We start from the raw sequence: 18,134 nt of genomic DNA, 5'->3' as shown, positions 1-18,134 counted from the left end.
CGACGTCCGTCACCGTCTCCCCGGGGGACGCCGACCCGAACCTCCGCCGTCAGTTCGTCCGGGACCGAGGACGCCCACCGCCCTGCTCGACTCGCCCGATACAGATCGGCCACGGAATCGGGAACTCGTCGTACAACGGATGGGAGATGGCCTCGCTTCGTTCCCGTTCGAACGCCTCGCACTCCTCGCGAACGCGCTCGAACGCCGGCAACACCGACGCTCCCCGCCACCGCGTCGCCGCGTGTGCCGACCGGCCCTCGAGGCCGATCCGGATCATCAGGCTTCCCTCGACCGCCGCCACCGGACGCAACTCCGTCGGTTCCGCGACAATCGCCGCGTCTCGCTCGAACGGATAGGGATTTTCGAGTGCTGCCGTGGCTGCACCGATCCCGCCCTCCTCCTCGCCGGCGACGCTCTCGACGACGATCCGACCGTTCAGGTTGGGGTCGTGGTCAGTATTCGTAGCGACCTCTGCCAGGTGACGCGCCGCAAACACGCACACCCCCAGCCCCGACTTCATGTCCGCCGCACCCCTGGCCGTCGAGGCGACCGTCGCGCCACCGGGGCTCGAACGGATCACCCTCCCACCCCGACCCCGTAGGGACGACGTCGACATGCCCGTTCAACACCAGCGTCGGCCCCGCGTCAGGATCTCCGAACTCGAAAACTCCGGCAACGCTCGGCCGATCCGCCGTCTCGATGTCGTCAGGGTCGTCCGGGAACGACGGATGCTCGGCTAGAACGGCCGGGTCAGCCTCCCAGGTGTAGGTCCGAAAGCCCGCCGCCTCGAGTTCCTCGCGCAGCCACACCTGGGCCGGCTTCTCGTTTCCTGCAGTCGTCTCGAACGAACAGCACGTGTCGACGAACTCCCGAAGGTCGTCGTCCCAGATGCGGAAATTCATGTGCGAGACCACGTCGGACCCCGATATAATACCGTGGGAGAAAGAAACGTTTAACCACGCGTCCCCGAAAGAGGAGAGTACGGGGCCGGTAGCTCAGTTCGGCAGAGCGTCTGGCTTTTAACCAGACGGTCGCGTGTTCAAATCGCGCCTGGCCCGCTTTTGCCACGAGCACATTCGTGAGTGGCAAAACGGCCCTGCGATTTGAACGCAGGAGAGCGCAGTCTCGCGAACGAAGTGAACGAGGAAGCGATCGACCGTGTGTTCAAATCGCGCCTGGCCCCTTGCTCCGAGCAGAACCGCGAGGAGCAACGCGATCATACAGCGATCTGAAAGAGACCAGAAAGGCACAGCGAAGCGAGCATTTCTGGGCGTGGTTCACAATCGCACCCGTCTCGCTTTCCTGCCGCGAACACGTTCGTGAGCAGCGAGTTCAGATCAATCCACGTCAGCGACACGAGCGTTCCTCGAAAGTGTCGAACCGCACCGAACCACACTGAACCGCATCGGACCGCATCGAACCGCACCGAACGAGCCGCAGTTGCCACTCGAGAACGGCCAAAGACTACAGACACCGCAAACCGAAAACCGATAAAAAACACACCGATACCAACCACACTGACGAAACGGCACGCGAACCGTGGTCGTCTATAAGTTCGAGCCCTCAGCCTCGCAGCGGCATGAACGCCAACCCGGCCAGCAACACGATCGCGATCACCGACAGTCCGATCGCCCACCAGAACCCGTGGATTCGCTCGTTGTGCTCATCGACTGCCTGGTGTTGAGCCTGGAAACTCTCGACGTCCTCGGTCAGGTAAACGACGTCCTCGCTTGGGAAGTGAACGCCGTAGGGCGTCTGCTCGATCATCACTTCCTCGTTGTGGGAGAGCGATACCTCCGTGACATCCTCACCGGTGTACTCGACGGTCACCTCGTCCGTCTCGATTGTCGTCACCTCAGCGTCAACCTGTTCTTCCATCTCGGATTCGTAGAAGGTCACCTCATCTCCAACCGCGTACTCCTGGGTGTCGATATCGTCAACCTCCGTAACGTGGCGAACGACCTCTTGGCCGTCCTCTTCGACGATCACGTAGACGCCGTCGGGTCGCTCGAGGAACGTGTACTCCTCGGAATCGACCGATTCGATCAGCAAGAACGTCTCCGGTTGGGCCTCGCTTTCGTTTCCGTCACCACCGTCGGCACTCTCGTTTCCGTCACCCTCTCCTGGCGGCGCGTAAATGTAGACGGAATACTCCGTCCCCTCTTCCTCGAACTGAACCGTATCGCCATCGTCCCAGGCGTCACCATTTGCAGCGCTCGCACCGGACCACGCCACGTCAGTTGGAACGGAATCGTTGACGTATTCCAACGTCCCCGTTCCAGCAGCCCCGTCCAGGCTCGGACACGTTGTACGTCCGATCCTCGATCGTTATCTCGTCACCCTGCTCGAGTTGGTAGTCCGCATCGGCTTCGTCGATCGTCACCTGCGGTGATTCCGCGGTCGCGATAACGGCGTACGCGCCCGCAGCGACCACCATAAACAGGACGGCGTAGACGATCCCTGCGCGTAATTGCATGTATGAGGCGTTGTCCGCGCGTCGTATAACGGTTACTAAGTTCTCGAAAGAGTGGAGCCAGGGATCGCATTCGCTTTCGAGCCGAGCCTGGTCGAGATCGACCGCGATTGACTGGTACTCGACGATTTGAAGGTGGCTCCAGGAATTGAAACCGACGCGCTCGAAGGGAGGAGATGAAGCGGTCTAAAGGGACCGGATCAGGGTACAAAACGTGAAAGAGCCAAGGGCCGGATTTGAACCGGCGATGGGTTGCTCTGCAGGCAAGTGCGTTCGGCCGATCTCTGCCACCTGGCGCGCTCGGATGTATCCACCGTGTTCGTTGGCCCAAGCGTGGCGCCGATTTGCCCGCTCTAATGACGAAAACCGCCGCGAGCGCCAGTATCGGTGGATGCTGTATGTGGTATGAGTGGGTCGGCGGCGAGCCGGGGTTCCCAGCGGGTCTCCCACGCCAGTACTGGCCGAAACGCGGGCGGGCTTAACTGCCGTGTTCGGGATGGGTACGGGTGGTGCCCCGCCGCTCTGGCCGCCGTAATGCCGACTCGCGGAGTCGAACCGCGACAGTACCAGGGTCGGTTACGGTGTCTAAGGTTCTCTGGTCGGTTGTGACCGTGTTGTACGTGTAGTCCAATTAGCGCCTGGACCCGTTCTTACGGGTTGATCCATGCGAAATGAATGGTGGCTTGATCTGTTAGTGCTCGCGGGCTCAACACCTCGTTGCCTCGGTGCGTACACCCCGAGTCTATCGAACTCGTCTTCTACGAGTGATCTCGGTGGCATCTCTTTTTCGGGTGGGTTTCGAGCTTAGATGCGTTCAGCTCTTACCCCGTGGTGCGTCGCTGCCCGGCACGTGCCCTCTCGGACAGCCGGTACACGAGTGGCACCCATTCGGAGTTCCTCTCGTACTATACGAACGTTCCCGTCAGATACCGTAGCACCCCCAATAGATAGCAGCCGACCTGTCTCACGACGGTCTAAACCCAGCTCACGACCTCCTTTAATAGGCGAACAACCTCACCCTTGCCTGCTTCTGCACAGGCAGGATGGAGGGAACCGACATCGAGGTAGCAAGCCACCCGGTCGATATGTGCTCTTGCGGGTGACGACTCTGTTATCCCTAAGGTAGCTTTTCTGTCAGCAATTGCCCGCATTGGGCGGGCTAATTGGTTCGCTGACCACGCTTTCGCGTCAGCGTCCGTTGTTGTGCCGGACACTGTCAGGCTTCCGTATGCTCTTGCGCTCTTTCTCGGGTCTCCGACCCGAGTGAGGAAACCTTGGGGCGCGCTCGATATCTTTTCAAGCGCGTACCGCCCCAGTCAAACTGCCCGGCTACCAGTGTCCTCCGCCAGGAGTGAGAGTCGCAGTCACCATCGGGTAGTATTTCAGTGATGCCTCGGTGGCCCGCTAGCGCGGGTACCTGTGTAACGGCTCCTACCTATGCTGCACAATGGCGACCACGTCTCAGTGACAGCCTGCAGTAAAGCTCTATAGGGTCTTCGCTTCCCCTTGGGGGTCTCCAGACTCCGCACTGGAATGTACAGTTCACCGGGCCCAACGTTGGGACAGTGGCGCTCTCATTGATCCATTCATGCAAGCCGCTACTAAAGCGGCAAGGTACTACGCTACCTTAAGAGGGTCATAGTTACCCCCGCCGTTAACAGGTCCTTCGTCCCCTTGTACGGGGTGTTCAGATACCTGCACTGGGCAGGATTCAGTGACCGTACGAGTCCTTACGGATTTGCGGTCACCTGTGTTGTTACTAGACAGTTGGAGCGCCCGAGTCACTGCGACCTGCCACTTTCCGTGGCAGGCATCCCTTATTGCGAACGTACGGGACTAACTTGCCGAATTCCCTAACGTCGGTTGCTCCCGACAGACCTTGGCTTTCGCCGCCACGAGTACCTGTGTCGGATCTCGGTACGGACAGTGTGCTTGCCTTTTCACGGGCTCTGGGTTGACCTCTCTTGCGTTATCCAGCCATTCGACCGCTTCGTGCCATTACGGCTTCCACGGTCTTGGACTGTTCACCCGGGCGAAAGCCCGGAGAGGCGGCCCCAAAGCGTCGGCTTTGAGTGCACACTGGCATAGGAATATTAACCTATTTCCCTTTTGTCAGCTTCGAATTGCGGGCTGACTTAGGACCGGCTAACCCTCGCTGATTAGCATTGCTGAGGAACCCTTACTCGTTCGGCCGTCGGGGTTCTCACCCGACTAACGCTGCTACTATGACCAGAATTTTCGTTACTGCACGGTCCACACGAAATCTCTTCCGTGCTTCCACCCGAACAGTACGCCAACCTACGGAATCGTGCTGTGACGCACGTCGCAGGTCTCGGTGATGGACTTGAGCCCCGATCATTTTCGGCGCCGCAAACCTCGGCCGGTAAGCTGTTACGCTTTTCTTAGAGGGTAGCTGCTTCTAAGCTCACCTCCCGGCTGTCTAGGGCTTGCGACCACCTTCGATCGCACTTAGTCCATACTTGGGGACCTTAACCCAGCTCTGGGTTGTCTCCCTCACGGTACACAGGCTTACCCCGCGCACCGGACTCCCCGCGTCGACGGCGTTCGTAGGTTCGGAGTTGGACAGGGGGGCGAACTCCTCTCGGAGTCCGGTCCCCCAATCCGTCGCTCTACCCCACGAACTACCTCGGCGGAGGTCATGCTTCGACATGTTTCGGTTGGAACCAGCTGTTTCCGGATTCGATGGGCCTTTCACCCCTAGACATAGGTCACGCGAGGGTATTGTAGGACACCAACGCTAGCGGGCCTCCACGTGGCTTTCGCCACGCTTCACCCTGCCCATGCCTAGATCATCCGGTTTCGGGTCGTGCCCGCCTGACTCCCCGCGCTTGAACACGGTGACCCTGGTCGTAAGACTGCGGTCATATCGGTTTCCTCTGCCTTCCCCGATACTCGGGTTAGACTCGTCAGACAGGCACACTCTCTGGTTCGTTTTTCAAAACGTACGACGGAACACCGGCTTCCCTCTCGGCTTACTACAGGTTCGCACCTGGTTCATTGTGAGAGGGACCTTGTATGCCCCGTCGCTCTATCGCCAACTGAGTTCACGCCCTATTGCACCTCCCTTTTTGGGGTGCTTTTCAGCGTTCGCTCACGCTACTTGTTCGCTATCGGTCTCGAGGAGTGTTTAGTCTTCGCGGTCAATGCCCGCGGGATTCACGAGGGATTTCCAACCCCCGCTACTCTGGGCTGACTCCCATCGTACTGATCGACGGTACGGGACTGTCACCCTGTTTCGTACCCTATTCCAAGGGATTTCTCGTCGATGGTCGGATGTTGCAGGTCAGTCCGAACACCACATTGCCCGTGAGGGCTTCGGTTTGGACTGTGTCGGGTTCACTCGCCGTTACTAACGACATCGCGGTTTGCTTTCTTTTCCTGTCGATACTAAGATGTTTCAATTCTCGACGTTCCCCATTGCGCTAAGCAATTGCAAGAGGATTCCTATTCGGAGATCCCAAGTTCTTCCCCTCCGTGCGGGTCCCTTGGGCTTATCGCAGCTTGGCACGTCCGTCATCGGCTCTCGAGCCGAGCGATCCACCAGTTGGCACAGTAGCCACGTTCTTTCGGATCGGTGCTGCACAGAATGCAGCGGTTGTGACCCGGGAACGGGTCCAGTGGACGCCTGGACTACACGTACATACGGTCTTCATCTGCCACCAGTAGACGGCTGGTGGCATCGACCTTCCCTCCTCGCTTGCGCCGGGAGGTGCATCAGTTTTGCTTACGGATTGTATTCTCTTTCGGTCACGTACTTAAGGGCACGGATTCGACGTCGCCTGGTGATGCCCCCACATGGCCACCACTGGCACGGGGTTTTACTCGAGCCAAGACGTACTCCGGGAACGCTGAGACGCCCTCGCCCTCCAGACACAGATTCGCCGGGGAGTGAACGCTTTTGGTGGTTCCCACACCACACTATGCCATGCCACCAGCTAGCGACGACTCGAGCGCACCGGACGTCGGCGAACTGACGCCGCCGACGCGAACCCTGATGGGACCAGGGCCGAGCGACGTGCACCCGCGCGTACTCCGGGCGATGAGTACGCCCCTCGTCGGGCACCTCGATCCGTCGTTCATCGAGATCATGAACGAGGTGCAGGAACTACTCCGATACGCCTTCCAGACGGACAACCAGTGGACGATCCCCGTCTCGGGGACCGGCTCGGCCTCGATGGAGGCCGCGATCGGCAACGTCGTCGAGCCGGGAGACACGATGCTCGTCCCGACCAACGGCTACTTCGGCGGGCGCATGGCGTCGATGGCTCGCCGTGCGGGCGGCGAGGTCGTCGAGGTCGACGCGCCGTGGGGCGAACCGCTCGATCCAGCGGCGGTCTCGGACGCGCTCGCGGAACACGATCCCGACGTGTTCGGATTCGTCCACGCCGAGACGAGCACGGGCGTCCGCCAGCCGAACGTCCCCGAACTCACCGCCGCGGCCCACGACCACGACGCGCTCGTGATCGCCGACACCGTCACCTCGCTGGGCGGCGTCGAACTCCGGGTCGACGAGTGGGACATCGACGTGGCCTACTCCGGCCCGCAGAAGTGTCTCTCCTGTCCGCCAGGGGCCAGTCCGCTTACCCTCTCCGACGAGGCGATGGAAAAGGTCCTCTCGCGCGAGGAGCCATCCCGGTCGTGGTACCTCGACCTCTCCTTACTCGAGGGCTACTGGGGCGACGAACGAGCGTACCACCACACGGCGCCGATCACGAACGTCTACTCGATCCGGGAGGCCCTCCGCTTGGTCGCAGAGGAGGGCATCGAGAATCGCTGGGCACGCCACCGACGACTCGCGGGCGCGCTCAAGGCCGGCGCCGAGGGGATGGGCCTCGAGATGAATCCGGACGACGAGTACTGGCTCCCGAGCCTCAACGCCGTCCGGGTTCCTGACGGCGTCGACGACGGCGAAGTCTGCGACGAACTCCTCGAGCGCTACGACCTCGAGATTGCGGGCGGCCTGGGCGACCTCGCTGGCGAAATCTTCCGCATCGGCTGTATGGGCCACTCCGCGAGTCCGGAGAACGTTACGCTCCTCGTCGCGGCGCTGGCCGACGTGCTCGACGATTTCGGTGCGGACGTCGAGCCGGACGGCGGCGTCGCTGCGTGTCGTGAGGCCCTCCGATAATCGATAAGTGGGTGCGGGGACTGTCGTTAGACAGTGACTGTCGGTCCTGGCGGTGCGCGTTCGACCTGATAATCCTCGCCGTCGGCGGCGATGATGGCCCACTCGTAGCCCGGATCCAGGCTCTCGAGTCGGTCCTCGAGGTCGTCTACGTCACCGGGTTCGGTGACGAAACAGTGAAATTGTCCCGAGCATCGGGGAAGCTGTTCAACGTCGGAGACGGCGTTGACGTGAACGACTTTCCACGCCCGTTCTGCTCGGAAATCCGGTCCGTTGCCCTCGACCGTGTAGCCGAGTTCAGCAAAGATCGACCTGGCCTGCTCGACGAGTCGCATGTTAACAGGACCCATTCGAGTAGAACTACATCGGACACCATGATAAACGTTTGCACGGCGACAGGCAATGGACATCTCGAAGGACGTCGCTACCTTCAGCTGCTTCTGGTAATTACTCGTGGGCGGCGTCCCACTCGGTCGGTTTCCGGAGGTTGCCACACCGGTTACACAGGATGCGTCCCATCGGGTCCATCGCGTTGTCGATCGATTCGCAATTCGAACAGAACCAGCCGTAGCGACGCCTCCGCTCGCGGCTCTCGTAGGCGACCAGGAACGGTCCCTTGGATCCGCGGTCGCCGTCGGTCGTTTCGACGTAGACCGTGTCCCCATCGTCGGTAGCCACCGCTTGCATACCGCCCGCTACGGAATCGGCGGGTAAATGGCTGTCCTTCCGGGTCTCAGCCCGACCGTTCGCGGTAGGTGCCGAGCACCTCCTCGAGAACCAGACACTCCTGGTCGGTCGGTTCGTAGTGCATGTCGATGAAGTCCTCGGCGTCCTCGTAGTTCCCGCGAAGTCCGTACTTTCGGACGGTGATAAGCGCGTCGAGGAAGAACGTCCCGCCGTCTGCGCCCACCTCCTCGGCTCGAGCCGGTCGGTCGATGTTTAACTCGCTCTTGATCTCGTCGAAGTTGAACGTCTCGACCTTGTGGTCCGGGTTGATCATGGTCAGCACGTACTCCGCGGAGAACCGGTAGAACTCCGATTTGCTCTCGAACATACCGTCGTCGACGAGGTTGTCGATGGCTTCGACGACGTCGTCGGGATATCGGACGGTATCTTTTGCCATACCTTCCATCTCACTGCTACGACAGCATTATTGTTGCGGGAAAAGTCGAACTTCTGATATAAGCTCCTCGAACTCGAAACTCGAGATTTGAGCCTGAAGATTGAGACTCGAGACTCGTATCGACGCTCGAAACGGCGCGAACGTTTTAGGGGTCTCCGAGGTTCTCTTCGGACGACGACAGGGAGACCCACGTGTATTCTGGACTCATCTTCGAATCGCTGCCGTGGTGGATCGCCGCGCCACTGTTACAGCTCGGTATCCTCGTCTTCGGGATGGCTCTCGACGAGACCTACGTCAATCGGGCGACGGTACTGACGGGAGCGATCGCTCTCTACACCCACTCGGTCATCGCAGGCGGGGTCTGGATGCCGGTCGGACTCTACCTCGACATCGGCGTCGTAATCGGCGCGTACGGCCTCTACGCCTACGTGGTCGACGCCTACGTCGCGAACTGGTTTCGGGTCGCCGCCTTCTTCGTCTACTCGCCGCTGTCGGTCTTCCTGGTCATATTGCTCCCCGATGTCGTCTTTCCACTGGCGCTCGTCCTCGCTGGCTACGTGAACCTCCAGTTGATGGCGACCCTCGAGCCCACCGAACCCTACTACTTCGGGCCGGGCTCGCCCGACGAGTTCGAGGAGGCCGTGGCCGCGACTGACGAAGGTGAGAAGGGCACGGAGGACGGAACGGAGTCCGGACCAGACGTCTCGAGCGAGGACTCGAGCAGTGGTCATCTGGGTGCCGGACCCGCGCCCACGGGCGGTGACTCCGACGAGCGCGGGGTCTTGCCCGAGTTCATGCGTCGACTGTAACTATCTGTTTCGGCCATTGTGGCGTCATCCACGCACACTGGACGGGGTGCATTGACTACCGTAGAACGTGGCATTTTACGGCGAGTAACGATCGATACAGATCGTTCGTATCGTTCGCCACATCATTATTCGTAAAATACATAGTATGGCGACCTTTCTGGAAAATATGGTTTCACGGCGTGCACTTCTCGCGGGCGTCTCCTCGTCGGTGACAATCTCTGCTGGATGTGCCTCGGCAGTTTTACGGAGCGAGAACTCGGTTCTCAACTGCATCGAGGTCGTGAGTGCAAGTAATACGCCACACACCGTTCATCTCCGTGTCGACTACGAGGGCGACGAGGTGTATGCTGACTCGTACAGCATCGATGGCAGTCGAATGGGCGAGTCGCTTCAATACCAATGGATCCCACGGAGTTGGCCAGACGATCCAGGCCACTTCCGCGTTCATATGCGCATGGACCATCACACGGAGTGGGTGACGATCGATTCTGAAGAAGAGTCCGGGGAATCCGCCTACCAGATCGCGTACTGGATCGGGCCCGATGGCAATGGCATTCCCCACTGGGAAACGGTCGATCTCGACGACCGCGAGCAACAGTGCAACTCCTCGTTACACGACCTCGTAACTGTAGATCAGTGAGACGAGCGTCTGTCCGGTTGATTTGTCCGATACGGGCCAAGCCGTTCGGTTCACACACGAAGTAGCCCGTGTCTCGAGCGAAGAGATAGTCGACGTACGACATTGAGAATGGATGACGAGATGTACGCGCTCAGCCCTCGAAGCCGTCCTCGAACACGAACGCTCCGTCCCGCTGCACGACCTGCGCCCACCTTGCCTCGCTCGTCGCTCCGCGACTTGCTCGCAAAAGCTGGACCAAAAAGCGGCTGTTCAGCCCTCGAAGCCGTCCTCGAACACGAACGCTCCGTCCCGCTGCACGACCTCGCCGTCCACTTCGATGAACGAATCCTCGCTCATGTCGACGATCATGTCCATATGGACGGAACTGTCGTTTCGCTCGTTGCCTTCACCGACCGTCTCGTCGTAGGCGCGACCGACCGCCATGTGAACCGTGTCGCCCATCTTCTCGTCGAACAGCATGTTGTAGGTGAACTCGGTGATGTCGCGGTTCATCCCGATGCCGAGTTCGCCAAGTCGACGGGCGCCGTCGTCCGTCTCGAGCACCGTCGAGAGCACCTCCTCGTTCTTCTCGGCCGCATGGGAGACGACCTCGCCGTTCTCGAACTCGAGGTACACGTCCGTGATCTCCCGGCCCTGGGCCATCAGCGGCTTGTCGAAGAGGACCTCGCCCTCGACGCTGTCGGGGACGGGTGCGGTAAACACCTCGCCGCCGGGGAGGTTCTTCTCCGCGTAGTCGTTGAGCGTCGGGTTCCCCGCAATCGACATCGTCACGTCCGTCGTGTCGCCGCTCACGATGTGAACCTCGTCGGCGGGATCGAGGATCTCGACCAGCTGTTGCTGGAACTCCCGCTGGGCGTCCCAGTCTCTGGTGATCGCGCCCCAGACGAACTCCTCGTAGGCCTCGGTGCTCATCTCCGCGTCCTGGGCGTTCCCCGGCGCGGGGTACTGGGTCCCAACCCAGCGCTTGCCCATGACCTCGTCCTGGATGGGTTTGTAAGCCTGGCCGAACGCTGCGGTGACTTCGGGGTCAACGTCGCTCGTCTCGTAGGTGTTCTCCGAGGCCCGGATCGAGATGAAGACGTCCGTCTCCTCGGCGGCCGCGAGGACGTGGCTGGGACACTCGAGGTCCTCCGGATCGACGGCTCGCCGGTAGGCGCGGCTGGCGGCGCTGTTCGACGCGCTGAGCAATGGGTGGGCACCGCGTTCGCCGAGCAGTTCGTGGATCGCGACGACGAGGTCCTGGGCGATCGGCGGTGCGCTGATTCTGACGTTGTCGCCTTTCTGTACGTCGACGGAGTGGTCGACGATGATTTCGGCGTGTTCGCGGACGCGTGGGTCCATACCCGTTAGTCGGGGAATCCCATCAAGAACCTTTATCATTCGGTCGTCGAGGGCGGCGTTCGCGGTTCGGGTACCGACTCGCTCCTCGAGTCCGACTCGACGCTCGATTGGACACGCCCACCGCGTCACGCACCCACCGACTCACACTACTCGAGCGTCGGCGGTTCCTGGCGACCGATGTGAATCTCGTGAGCCTCGATGTCCTCGATCGCGGCGACCCGACCGCCGACGCTCACGGAGCCGTCGTCGGTCTCGAGGGTCAGGCTGGCGACCTCCTCGCTCACCTCGAAGGAGACGTCGACGACCTGGCCACGAACGACTCGCGAACCCCCGCGCTCGACGTCACGCCCCTCGATAGTAGCGTAGAACTCGCCGCCGTCCTCGATGAGGTCCTTGACGCAGCGGCGGATGGAGGCGTACTTCCGGGGATAGGGACGACCTTCGCTGTTCTCACCCAGGATTTGCTCGGCGGTCGTCCAGAGCACGGTGCCGAAGAAGCCCGACACCAGGAAGCCGAGCGCGGAGCGGTTGAAGATGACACCGTAGCGGTCCTGGTCGTCCCGGAGGGCGTCCTGGGTCGCGTACATCGAGTAGTTGCCGTCGGCGACGGCGATGACCGGAGTCGTGATCCCGCGGCGGGCACGGGCCGTCGTCGCCACGGCCTCGTAGTCGAACTCCGCGGGAAGGGGCGCCTCCACGGCGGGCGTCACGATCAGGTCGACGCTGACGTCGGCGCTCGTCGCCGTCCGGGCTGGTCCTCGAAGCGGATCAGCAGGTCGGGGGTCAACGAGAGCGCCAGTTCGTACTCGGCCTGCTCGATGATCTCCTCGAGGTAGCGCAGGATCGTCGATCGCGATTTCACGAGGGAGACGGCCTCGGTCTCTCGCGCCGGAGCGGTGTACCGGGCCTCGAGTTCGTCGACCATCTCCTCGAGGGCGTCCTGGACGTCGTCGAAGGCGTCGCCGGGGTCGATCGCGACGATCTTCATCGGGCGGGATTCGCGGAGTTCGACCAGGCCGCGGTCGCTCAGACTGCGGACGGTGTCGTAGACGCGCGGCTGTGGGATGTCGGTTCGATCGGCGATTTCGCTCGCCGTGAGCTGTCCGTGTGCGAGGACGGTCAGGTAGGCGTCGATCTCGTACTCGCCGAGATTGAATCGATCGCCCACGCGTTCGACCGTCGAACGCAGTTCGTCAGTGGCCATACGCGGTCATCGAACGCGACCGCTAAAACATTTTTTATGTTTCGAGTAGCACCTGATTCCAGAACAGAGTACCCAGTGTCGAACCCTTCAGAACGCTTAACCACGACGCCCCTGACAGTGAGGGTATGCTGCAGAACGCCACGGGTGGCAACGAGACGGCCGTCGAGGAGGGGCTCCGGTCACTCGCTCCCGACTGGATTCCACCCGGGGTCGTCGACCTGGCGTTCGCCGTTTTCGTGCTGCTCGTCGGCTGGTACCTCTCGAAGGTCGTCGTTCGTCTCACTGGCCGGACGATCGCCCAAAAAATCGAACGGCCGTCGGTGACGCGAACGGTCCTTCGGGCCGTTCGAATCACGGTCATCGCATTCACGGTCCTGATTGCGGCCAACATCCTCGGTCTGACCGGCGTCGAAATCCTGCTTCCGGTGACGGTCATCTCGGCCATGGTGGGTATCGTGCTCGCGCCCCTGGTCGGCAGCCTGATCAACGGCCTGTTCGTCCTCTCAGACCAGCCCTACGAAATCGGCGACATGATCGAAGTCACCGACAGCGGCCACCGGGGGTTCGTCGAAGACATCACGATCCGCTACACGAAGATATTCACGCTCGAGAACACGTTCATCGTCATCCCGAACTCGGAGATCAACGCCCGGGACGTCGTCAACTTCTCCGCGGAGGATGAACGGACACGGTTGTCCGTCTCGTTCGAGATTACCTACGAGAGCGACCTCGAGACGGCTATACGCGTCTCCGAACGAGCAACGCGAGGCGTCGACAACGTGATCGCCGGCGGCCCGGACATTCGCATCGGGAGCGCCCGGTACGCCGCCTCGCCGACGTGTGACGTCCTCCAGTATGGCGACAGCGGCGTCACCCTACAGGTCCGGTTCTGGGTGAACCACCCGTACAAGATCACGGTCGTCCGCTCGGCGGTCAATCGAGCAATCCGCGACCGGTTCAGCGCGGAGGAGTCGAGTTCGCCTACCCGCACACCCACCACGTCTTCGACGAAACCAGTGGTACTGCCCGGGTCGCGCAGGTCGACCGCGAACTCGAGCCCCGGCCGACGAGCCGAAAACACGAACAGGTTGCCGACGGGGATGGAGACGGGAACGAATAGCCCACGATCGACCCGTTCGAGACACGGACTCCGATCTCGACCAGTAGCCGTCCAGCCCGGGTTACAACGAGCGGGGCAGTCTCGCCACAAAAGGGTCCCTGACTCAGCCTACGCGATGGCCTGGCCGACCGTGATCACTTCGCACTCGAGGTGGTTCTTGAGGTACCGCTCGATGTTAGGGTTGTCCATCACCCGTCCGATGATGCGTCGCCAGCGGCTCACCTGTTTGGTGCCCACGACGACGACGTCCGCCTCTTCGCCGGCGACTTCGTCGAGAATCGTCTCTTCGACGAGAAATCCCGATCGAACGACGTATCGAGTGTTCTCCAGACGACCGAACTGGCGTTCGACAGCCGATTTCAGATCCGACCGCGTCACCGTCTTGCCGTTCTGATAGAGATTGACGTGCAACACCGAGAGAGCCGCGTTCCGCTCGCGGGCGACCTCGATGGCCTCCTCGAGCGTGCGGCGAGAATTGTTCGTTAATGGGTACCGAACGGGGACCACGACCAGAGTCATCACGAGAGGAAACGCGGTCCGTAGTGGTAAACGTTTCACTCGGTGCGTTCGCTCGACTCGAGTCGTGATTCGAGTCGACGCACGCGCCCCTCGATAGCGGGGTCGATGCCGTGCCGTCTGGCGTATTCGACCAGCACGTCGTACTGGCAAACCTCGGTTCGCTTGACGCGATCCGCCGGGTCGAGCGCGGGAAACTCGTCGTCGGTGTGAAAGAGGTAATCGGAGGTTGCTACGCGGTAACACTGGTCGGGATCGAGCGGTTCTCCGCCGACGCTGTCGACGACGACGCGGTGATCCGTCGGGTTCCACTCGAGGACGGCGCCGCTCACCTGGGCGTGCCACCAGTCCGGTTCGGCGAAGCCCAGGTCGAGTCCGGCGCCACCCTCGAAAATGGCCTCGAGCGTCGAACCGCTGACCTCGGCGACGGCGACGGGTTCCTCGAACGGGACGAGGCTGATCACGTCGGCGACCGTGACGTCACCCGAGAGCGTCGTCCCGGTCCTGAGCCCGCCGCTGTTCTGGATAGCGACGTCGGCCCCGGTCTTCCAGCGGTAGGCGTCGGTGACGAAGTTCCCGAGCCTGGCCTCGCCGCCAAAGAGCGTCGTCTCGGACCGATCGAGCGGTTCGTCGACGCGGGCGATTACTTCGTCGAGTCCCGTCTCGGCCTGGAGGGCTTCGAACGACCGGACCACGTCCTCGTGGGGCTCGAGTTCGGTCGTCTGCCGAATCGTTGCAGTCGGCCCGTCGCGCTCGAACGTAAGGTCCACGATCGCCGTCCCGCCGTCGCCGGGTCGCGTGAGTAGCGTCCCCTCGACGACCTCGTTCCGGGCGCTCGGAACGTGCCCCCCGAGGACGACGTCGGCGTCGACCTGCCGAGCGAGGGCGTCGTCGCCTCGCCCGAGGTGTGAGCAGACGACGACGTAGTCGACCCCCTCGTCGCGAAGGTCGTCGATCGCCGCCCGCGCCGTCTCGACGGGGTCGCGAACGTCGATGTCCGTCGCCATCGGGTTCAGCGACACCGTCCGCGGCGTCGTGACTCCCGTGAAACCGATCCGCGTCCCGTCTCGCTCGAGCACGGTCCACGGCCGGACGCCAACGTCCGACCCGAACGGGCCGCCGTTGCGCCGCACGTTCGCGGTCAGCCAAGTCTGCGGGGAGTGGCGGACTATTTCGCGAGTCGCATCGACGCCGAAATCGAAGTCGTGGTTGCCGAAGGTCTCGAGGTCGGGGTCAACGGCGTCGTAAAATTCCAGGGCCTGTCTCCCCTCCATCACGAGCGGCAACACGCCGGGTGCCGTGTTGTCACCGGTGCCAACGACCACCGTGTCCTCGTCCCGGTACCGCTGGAGGGCGGCTGCGAGCCGTCCGATCCGTGCGGGCTCGTCGCAGGCGTTTTCGACGTCGGAGTACTGGAGGACGCGAGCGGGCATTCGACGGTCCTTTCGATTCGACGGTCTTTGCTCCGTCGGTTTGGGTCATCGTCACCCGCGGCGGTACCGACGCGTCCACCGCGGTTCCGAACGGACGGCGAGCCACCACCCGAGCGCCCCGGCGATACAGCCGATCGCAGTCAGTACGGCCGCGACGGCGGTAGTAAGTGGCACGGCGACGAAGCCGACGACGAGCGTCGGCACCAGGGCGATGGCGACGCCGAGGGTGAACGCGCCGAACCGGACCGCGTCGAAGAGGAACTCGTTGGGGTCGAAGCCGGCGACGAAGGCGGTCAATCCGTAGTAGTACAGCGCAAGGCCGACGAGGAGCACGAACCCGACGGCAGCGTCGAGAAGCGGCGGTCGAGCCCAGGCGAGTGCAACGAGGTAGGCGAGCGTCATGGTCGGGAGGCCGACGAGGTAGAAGGCGACTCGCTTCGCCCGAAAGACAGCCGTAACCGAGACGGGGTAGGCCGCGTAGGACTCGACCGCGTCGAACTGGGTCAGCCAGTTGTAGGTCGTGAAGGCCGACAGGCCGAGCACGCTCCCGAAGAACGGGCCGAGCGCGGGTTCGATCCCGACACCGTCTCGAACGACCCCGACGAGCACGACGACGAGGCCGAGGAGGATTCCCACCGACACGAGCGGCTTCCAGATGCCGCCGCTCGAGCGCGCCAGGTCCAGCAGCGTCTTCGCGACGAGGGGGTCGCTTCCGGGCAACGACTCGAGGCTCCGAAAGCGCTGGCGGTACGTCCGCGTCGGGCGCGCGTACGCGGGATCGTAGACTCGCACGGAGAGTGCGGCGGTCACGACGAGCACGGCGACGAGGGAGGCAGTCAGCCAGAGCGGCACCCCGGTCAGGACGAGGTCGGTCACGGAGACGGAGGGGCGCGGGCGGCCCGCGACCAACCACGCGCCGCCGACTGCGAGGACGCCGAGCAGTCCGCCCCGGGTCGAGAGTCCTCGGGTTCGGAGAGCGATGAGGGCGAGCGTCGCCGTCATTCCGGCAGCGAAGACGAGCCACAGCGAGAGCCAGAGCCCGATGACGTTCCCTGGCGTCGAAACCGAGAGCCCCTCGAGCGGTACGACCACCAGCGAGAGCGGCAGAATCATCGTCACCCCGTAGAAGAGGGCGTCCTTCAGCAGGAAGTGTGCGAGCAACCGTCGTCGGGACAGCGGCAGGGTGTCCGCACTCGAGAGGAGCAAGGAGAGGTCGCCGAAGACGTTCTCGAGCATGTCCGAGCCGGCGAAGGCGGCGGTGCCGCTGTAGAGGCCGAACGCGAGGGCGGCGACGTGGACGCCGGCCAGAATCGAATCGGTCGCGTAGCCCGTCTCGCGCAGGGCGAACCCGCCAGCGACGACGAGAGTCGCGACGACGAGCGGAAAGGCGTAGAACCGTCGGCCGCCGAACAGTCGGGCGTGGAGTCGCCACTCCTCGAGGGCGAGCGCGCGGAAGACGAGCCAATCGTGGGACGTGGACATGGGATCGGTAGTTCGTGAGTACGGTAGTACGTGGGTTCGTGGGTCAGCGGGGCTACTGTCGCGGCGCCGGGGTCGAGTCCTCACCCTCGAGCGTCGGTACGTCCTCGGAATCGGTCGTCTCGACGTACGCGAGGAATTGCTCGCGAAGTCCGCCACCGTCGGGGGTCGTCTCGACGATCCGGCAGGTCCCGTCGGCAACGAACCCGACGCGGGTGCAGATGGCCTCTGCGACGTCGACGTTGTGCGTCGACACGAAAATCGTGTGTCCGCGGTCGACGTACTCGAGCAGGAACGCTTTCACCCGCTCCTGGACGAGTGGGTCGAGGTTGACGAGCGGTTCGTCGATGAAGACGAGGTCGGGTTCGTGGAGGAACGCCTGCGTGATCATGACCTTCTGTTGCTGGCCTCGCGAGAGGTCGGTGTGCAGCGTCTCGAGTTTGCTCGCGAAGCCGAGGCGGTCGGCCCAGGTGTCGACGCGGGCGGAAACGGTGTCGGGCTCGAGTCCGCGGATCGAGCCCACGAACTCGAAGTACTCGCGCGGCGTCAGGAAGCTCGGCGGCGACTGTTGCTCGGGGAGGATTCCGACGCGTCGGCGCGTCTCGACCGGCTCGCTCGTGGGATCGGTCCCCAGGACGGACACCTCGCCCGCGTCGGGCGCGAGTCGGCCCGTGAGGATGCCGATCGTCGTCGTCTTGCCGGCGCCGTTAGGGCCGAGAAAGCCGAAGAGTTCGCCCGACTCGACGGCGAAACTCATTTCCGAGAGTGCGGTCACCGACCCGAACGACTTCTCGAGTCCGGTGACGCGGAGCGCGACCATTGCTGTGGAGGATTCATCGGGCGTTCCCCA

The 18,134-nt window shown here is 62.6% G+C and carries 13 protein-coding genes, 2 tRNA genes, 2 rRNA genes and 3 pseudogenes; 5 read left to right on the top strand and 15 right to left on the bottom strand.

All coding sequences use genetic code 11. From position 1 onward, the window contains the following. Positions 1-902: pseudogene (locus ACFQS4_RS14090) on the bottom strand (M20/M25/M40 family metallo-hydrolase); the annotation flags it as partial. Between the two features lie 82 nt (positions 903-984). Here ACFQS4_RS14090 and ACFQS4_RS14085 point away from each other — a divergent pair. Next, positions 985-1,058 (top strand) — tRNA-Lys (locus ACFQS4_RS14085). A gap of 505 nt (positions 1,059-1,563) precedes the next feature. On the opposite strand, the gene ACFQS4_RS14080 is transcribed toward ACFQS4_RS14085, so the two are convergent. The 5 genes from ACFQS4_RS14080 to ACFQS4_RS14060 all read right to left on the bottom strand — a co-directional run bounded on the left by ACFQS4_RS14080 (position 1,564) and on the right by ACFQS4_RS14060 (position 6,059). Then, complete coding sequence (locus ACFQS4_RS14080) at positions 1,564-2,268, bottom strand: DUF8231 family protein (protein ID WP_500193740.1); 705 nt, start codon at positions 2,266-2,268, stop codon at positions 1,564-1,566. Further along, a complete protein-coding gene (locus ACFQS4_RS14075; RefSeq protein WP_497902084.1) occupies positions 2,237-2,476 on the bottom strand; it encodes a DUF8231 family protein in 240 nt (79 codons plus the stop codon). Before ACFQS4_RS14075 ends, ACFQS4_RS14080 begins: the two co-directional genes overlap by 32 nt. A gap of 218 nt (positions 2,477-2,694) precedes the next feature. Next, positions 2,695-2,769, bottom strand: a tRNA-Cys gene (locus ACFQS4_RS14070). 116 nt (positions 2,770-2,885) lie between these two features. Next, positions 2,886-3,007, bottom strand: a 5S ribosomal RNA gene (gene rrf, locus ACFQS4_RS14065). A 139-nt stretch (positions 3,008-3,146) separates the two neighbouring features. Further along, positions 3,147-6,059: ribosomal RNA gene (locus tag ACFQS4_RS14060) — 23S ribosomal RNA — on the bottom strand. A gap of 360 nt (positions 6,060-6,419) precedes the next feature. Between ACFQS4_RS14060 and ACFQS4_RS14055 the strand changes: the two genes are divergently transcribed. Then, entirely contained in the window at positions 6,420-7,622 is a 1,203-nt protein-coding gene (locus ACFQS4_RS14055; RefSeq protein ID WP_497902083.1) for a pyridoxal-phosphate-dependent aminotransferase family protein, read from the top strand. 26 nt (positions 7,623-7,648) lie between these two features. On the opposite strand, the gene ACFQS4_RS14050 is transcribed toward ACFQS4_RS14055, so the two are convergent. The 3 genes from ACFQS4_RS14050 to ACFQS4_RS14040 all read right to left on the bottom strand — a co-directional run bounded on the left by ACFQS4_RS14050 (position 7,649) and on the right by ACFQS4_RS14040 (position 8,742). Beyond that, positions 7,649-7,954 carry a DUF7116 family protein gene (locus tag ACFQS4_RS14050; protein WP_497903206.1) on the bottom strand — a complete coding sequence of 102 codons (306 nt, stop codon included), beginning with the start codon at positions 7,952-7,954 and terminating at the stop codon, positions 7,649-7,651. Positions 7,955-8,066: 112 nt separating this feature from the next. Continuing rightward, positions 8,067-8,306, bottom strand: coding sequence for a DUF5816 domain-containing protein (locus ACFQS4_RS14045; protein ID WP_253436462.1), 240 nt, complete (start codon positions 8,304-8,306; stop codon positions 8,067-8,069). 46 nt (positions 8,307-8,352) lie between these two features. Further along, entirely contained in the window at positions 8,353-8,742 is a 390-nt protein-coding gene (locus ACFQS4_RS14040; RefSeq protein ID WP_497902082.1) for a ribbon-helix-helix domain-containing protein, read from the bottom strand. A 191-nt stretch (positions 8,743-8,933) separates the two neighbouring features. On the opposite strand from ACFQS4_RS14040, the gene ACFQS4_RS14035 reads away from it, so the two are divergent. Together ACFQS4_RS14035 and ACFQS4_RS14030 are read left to right on the top strand one after the other, a co-directional pair. After that, the gene (locus ACFQS4_RS14035) at positions 8,934-9,551 is read left to right on the top strand and encodes a hypothetical protein (RefSeq protein WP_497902081.1); all 618 of its coding nucleotides are present in this window, start codon (positions 8,934-8,936) and stop codon (positions 9,549-9,551) included. A gap of 166 nt (positions 9,552-9,717) precedes the next feature. Further along, the gene (locus ACFQS4_RS14030; protein ID WP_497902080.1) at positions 9,718-10,191 is read left to right on the top strand and encodes a hypothetical protein; all 474 of its coding nucleotides are present in this window, start codon (positions 9,718-9,720) and stop codon (positions 10,189-10,191) included. Between the two features lie 249 nt (positions 10,192-10,440). Here the strand turns inward: ACFQS4_RS14030 and ACFQS4_RS14025 are convergent, their stop codons facing one another. Together ACFQS4_RS14025 and trmB are read right to left on the bottom strand one after the other, a co-directional pair. After that, positions 10,441-11,532, bottom strand: a complete 1,092-nt coding sequence (locus tag ACFQS4_RS14025) for an aminopeptidase (protein WP_497902079.1) — start codon at positions 11,530-11,532, stop codon at positions 10,441-10,443. Positions 11,533-11,678: 146 nt separating this feature from the next. Next, positions 11,679-12,736: pseudogene (gene trmB, locus ACFQS4_RS14020) on the bottom strand (HTH-type sugar sensing transcriptional regulator TrmB). Positions 12,737-12,861: 125 nt separating this feature from the next. Here trmB and ACFQS4_RS14015 point away from each other — a divergent pair. Continuing rightward, positions 12,862-13,856 (top strand): annotated as a pseudogene (locus tag ACFQS4_RS14015) (mechanosensitive ion channel family protein). A 108-nt stretch (positions 13,857-13,964) separates the two neighbouring features. Here ACFQS4_RS14015 and ACFQS4_RS14010 read toward each other — a convergent pair. The 4 genes from ACFQS4_RS14010 to ACFQS4_RS13995 are packed head-to-tail and all read right to left on the bottom strand — an operon-like array spanning position 13,965 to position 18,104. Next, entirely contained in the window at positions 13,965-14,375 is a 411-nt protein-coding gene (locus tag ACFQS4_RS14010; protein WP_497902078.1) for a universal stress protein, read from the bottom strand. A 35-nt stretch (positions 14,376-14,410) separates the two neighbouring features. Beyond that, positions 14,411-15,805: a bifunctional metallophosphatase/5'-nucleotidase gene (locus tag ACFQS4_RS14005; protein ID WP_497902077.1), complete on the bottom strand. Its 1,395-nt coding sequence runs from the start codon at positions 15,803-15,805 to the stop codon at positions 14,411-14,413. Positions 15,806-15,856: 51 nt separating this feature from the next. Continuing rightward, positions 15,857-17,287: a hypothetical protein gene (locus ACFQS4_RS14000; RefSeq protein ID WP_497902076.1), complete on the bottom strand. Its 1,431-nt coding sequence runs from the start codon at positions 17,285-17,287 to the stop codon at positions 15,857-15,859. A 52-nt stretch (positions 17,288-17,339) separates the two neighbouring features. After that, positions 17,340-18,104 (bottom strand): ABC transporter ATP-binding protein, encoded by a 765-nt coding sequence (locus ACFQS4_RS13995; protein ID WP_497902075.1) that lies wholly within the window; start codon positions 18,102-18,104, stop codon positions 17,340-17,342. Positions 18,105-18,134: the final 30 nt, after the last annotated feature.

It is taken from the genome of Saliphagus sp. GCM10025317, from assembly GCF_042663665.1.
In the GTDB taxonomy this organism is placed as follows: Archaea; Halobacteriota; Halobacteria; order Halobacteriales; family Natrialbaceae; genus Natronosalvus.
Note: the sequence above shows the minus strand (reverse complement) of the source record. Positions and strands in the feature narration are given on the sequence as shown.

What these genes read in the sequence shown, in the direction of transcription:
- ACFQS4_RS13995 (WP_497902075.1), bottom strand. Translation starts at nt 18,104, where the DNA reads ATGGTCGCGCTCCGCGTCACCGGACTCGAGAAGTCGTTCGGGTCGGTG.
- ACFQS4_RS14010 (WP_497902078.1), bottom strand. Translation starts at nt 14,375, where the DNA reads ATGACTCTGGTCGTGGTCCCCGTTCGGTACCCATTAACGAACAATTCT.
- ACFQS4_RS14025 (WP_497902079.1), bottom strand. Translation starts at nt 11,532, where the DNA reads ATGGACCCACGCGTCCGCGAACACGCCGAAATCATCGTCGACCACTCC.
- ACFQS4_RS14045 (WP_253436462.1), bottom strand. Translation starts at nt 8,306, where the DNA reads ATGCAAGCGGTGGCTACCGACGATGGGGACACGGTCTACGTCGAAACG.
- ACFQS4_RS14050 (WP_497903206.1), bottom strand. Translation starts at nt 7,954, where the DNA reads ATGCGACTCGTCGAGCAGGCCAGGTCGATCTTTGCTGAACTCGGCTAC.
- ACFQS4_RS14000 (WP_497902076.1), bottom strand. Translation starts at nt 17,287, where the DNA reads ATGTCCACGTCCCACGATTGGCTCGTCTTCCGCGCGCTCGCCCTCGAG.
- ACFQS4_RS14075 (WP_497902084.1), bottom strand. Translation starts at nt 2,476, where the DNA reads ATGCAATTACGCGCAGGGATCGTCTACGCCGTCCTGTTTATGGTGGTC.
- ACFQS4_RS14040 (WP_497902082.1), bottom strand. Translation starts at nt 8,742, where the DNA reads ATGGCAAAAGATACCGTCCGATATCCCGACGACGTCGTCGAAGCCATC.
- ACFQS4_RS14030 (WP_497902080.1), top strand. Translation starts at nt 9,718, where the DNA reads ATGGTTTCACGGCGTGCACTTCTCGCGGGCGTCTCCTCGTCGGTGACA.
- ACFQS4_RS14005 (WP_497902077.1), bottom strand. Translation starts at nt 15,805, where the DNA reads ATGCCCGCTCGCGTCCTCCAGTACTCCGACGTCGAAAACGCCTGCGAC.
- ACFQS4_RS14055 (WP_497902083.1), top strand. Translation starts at nt 6,420, where the DNA reads ATGCCACCAGCTAGCGACGACTCGAGCGCACCGGACGTCGGCGAACTG.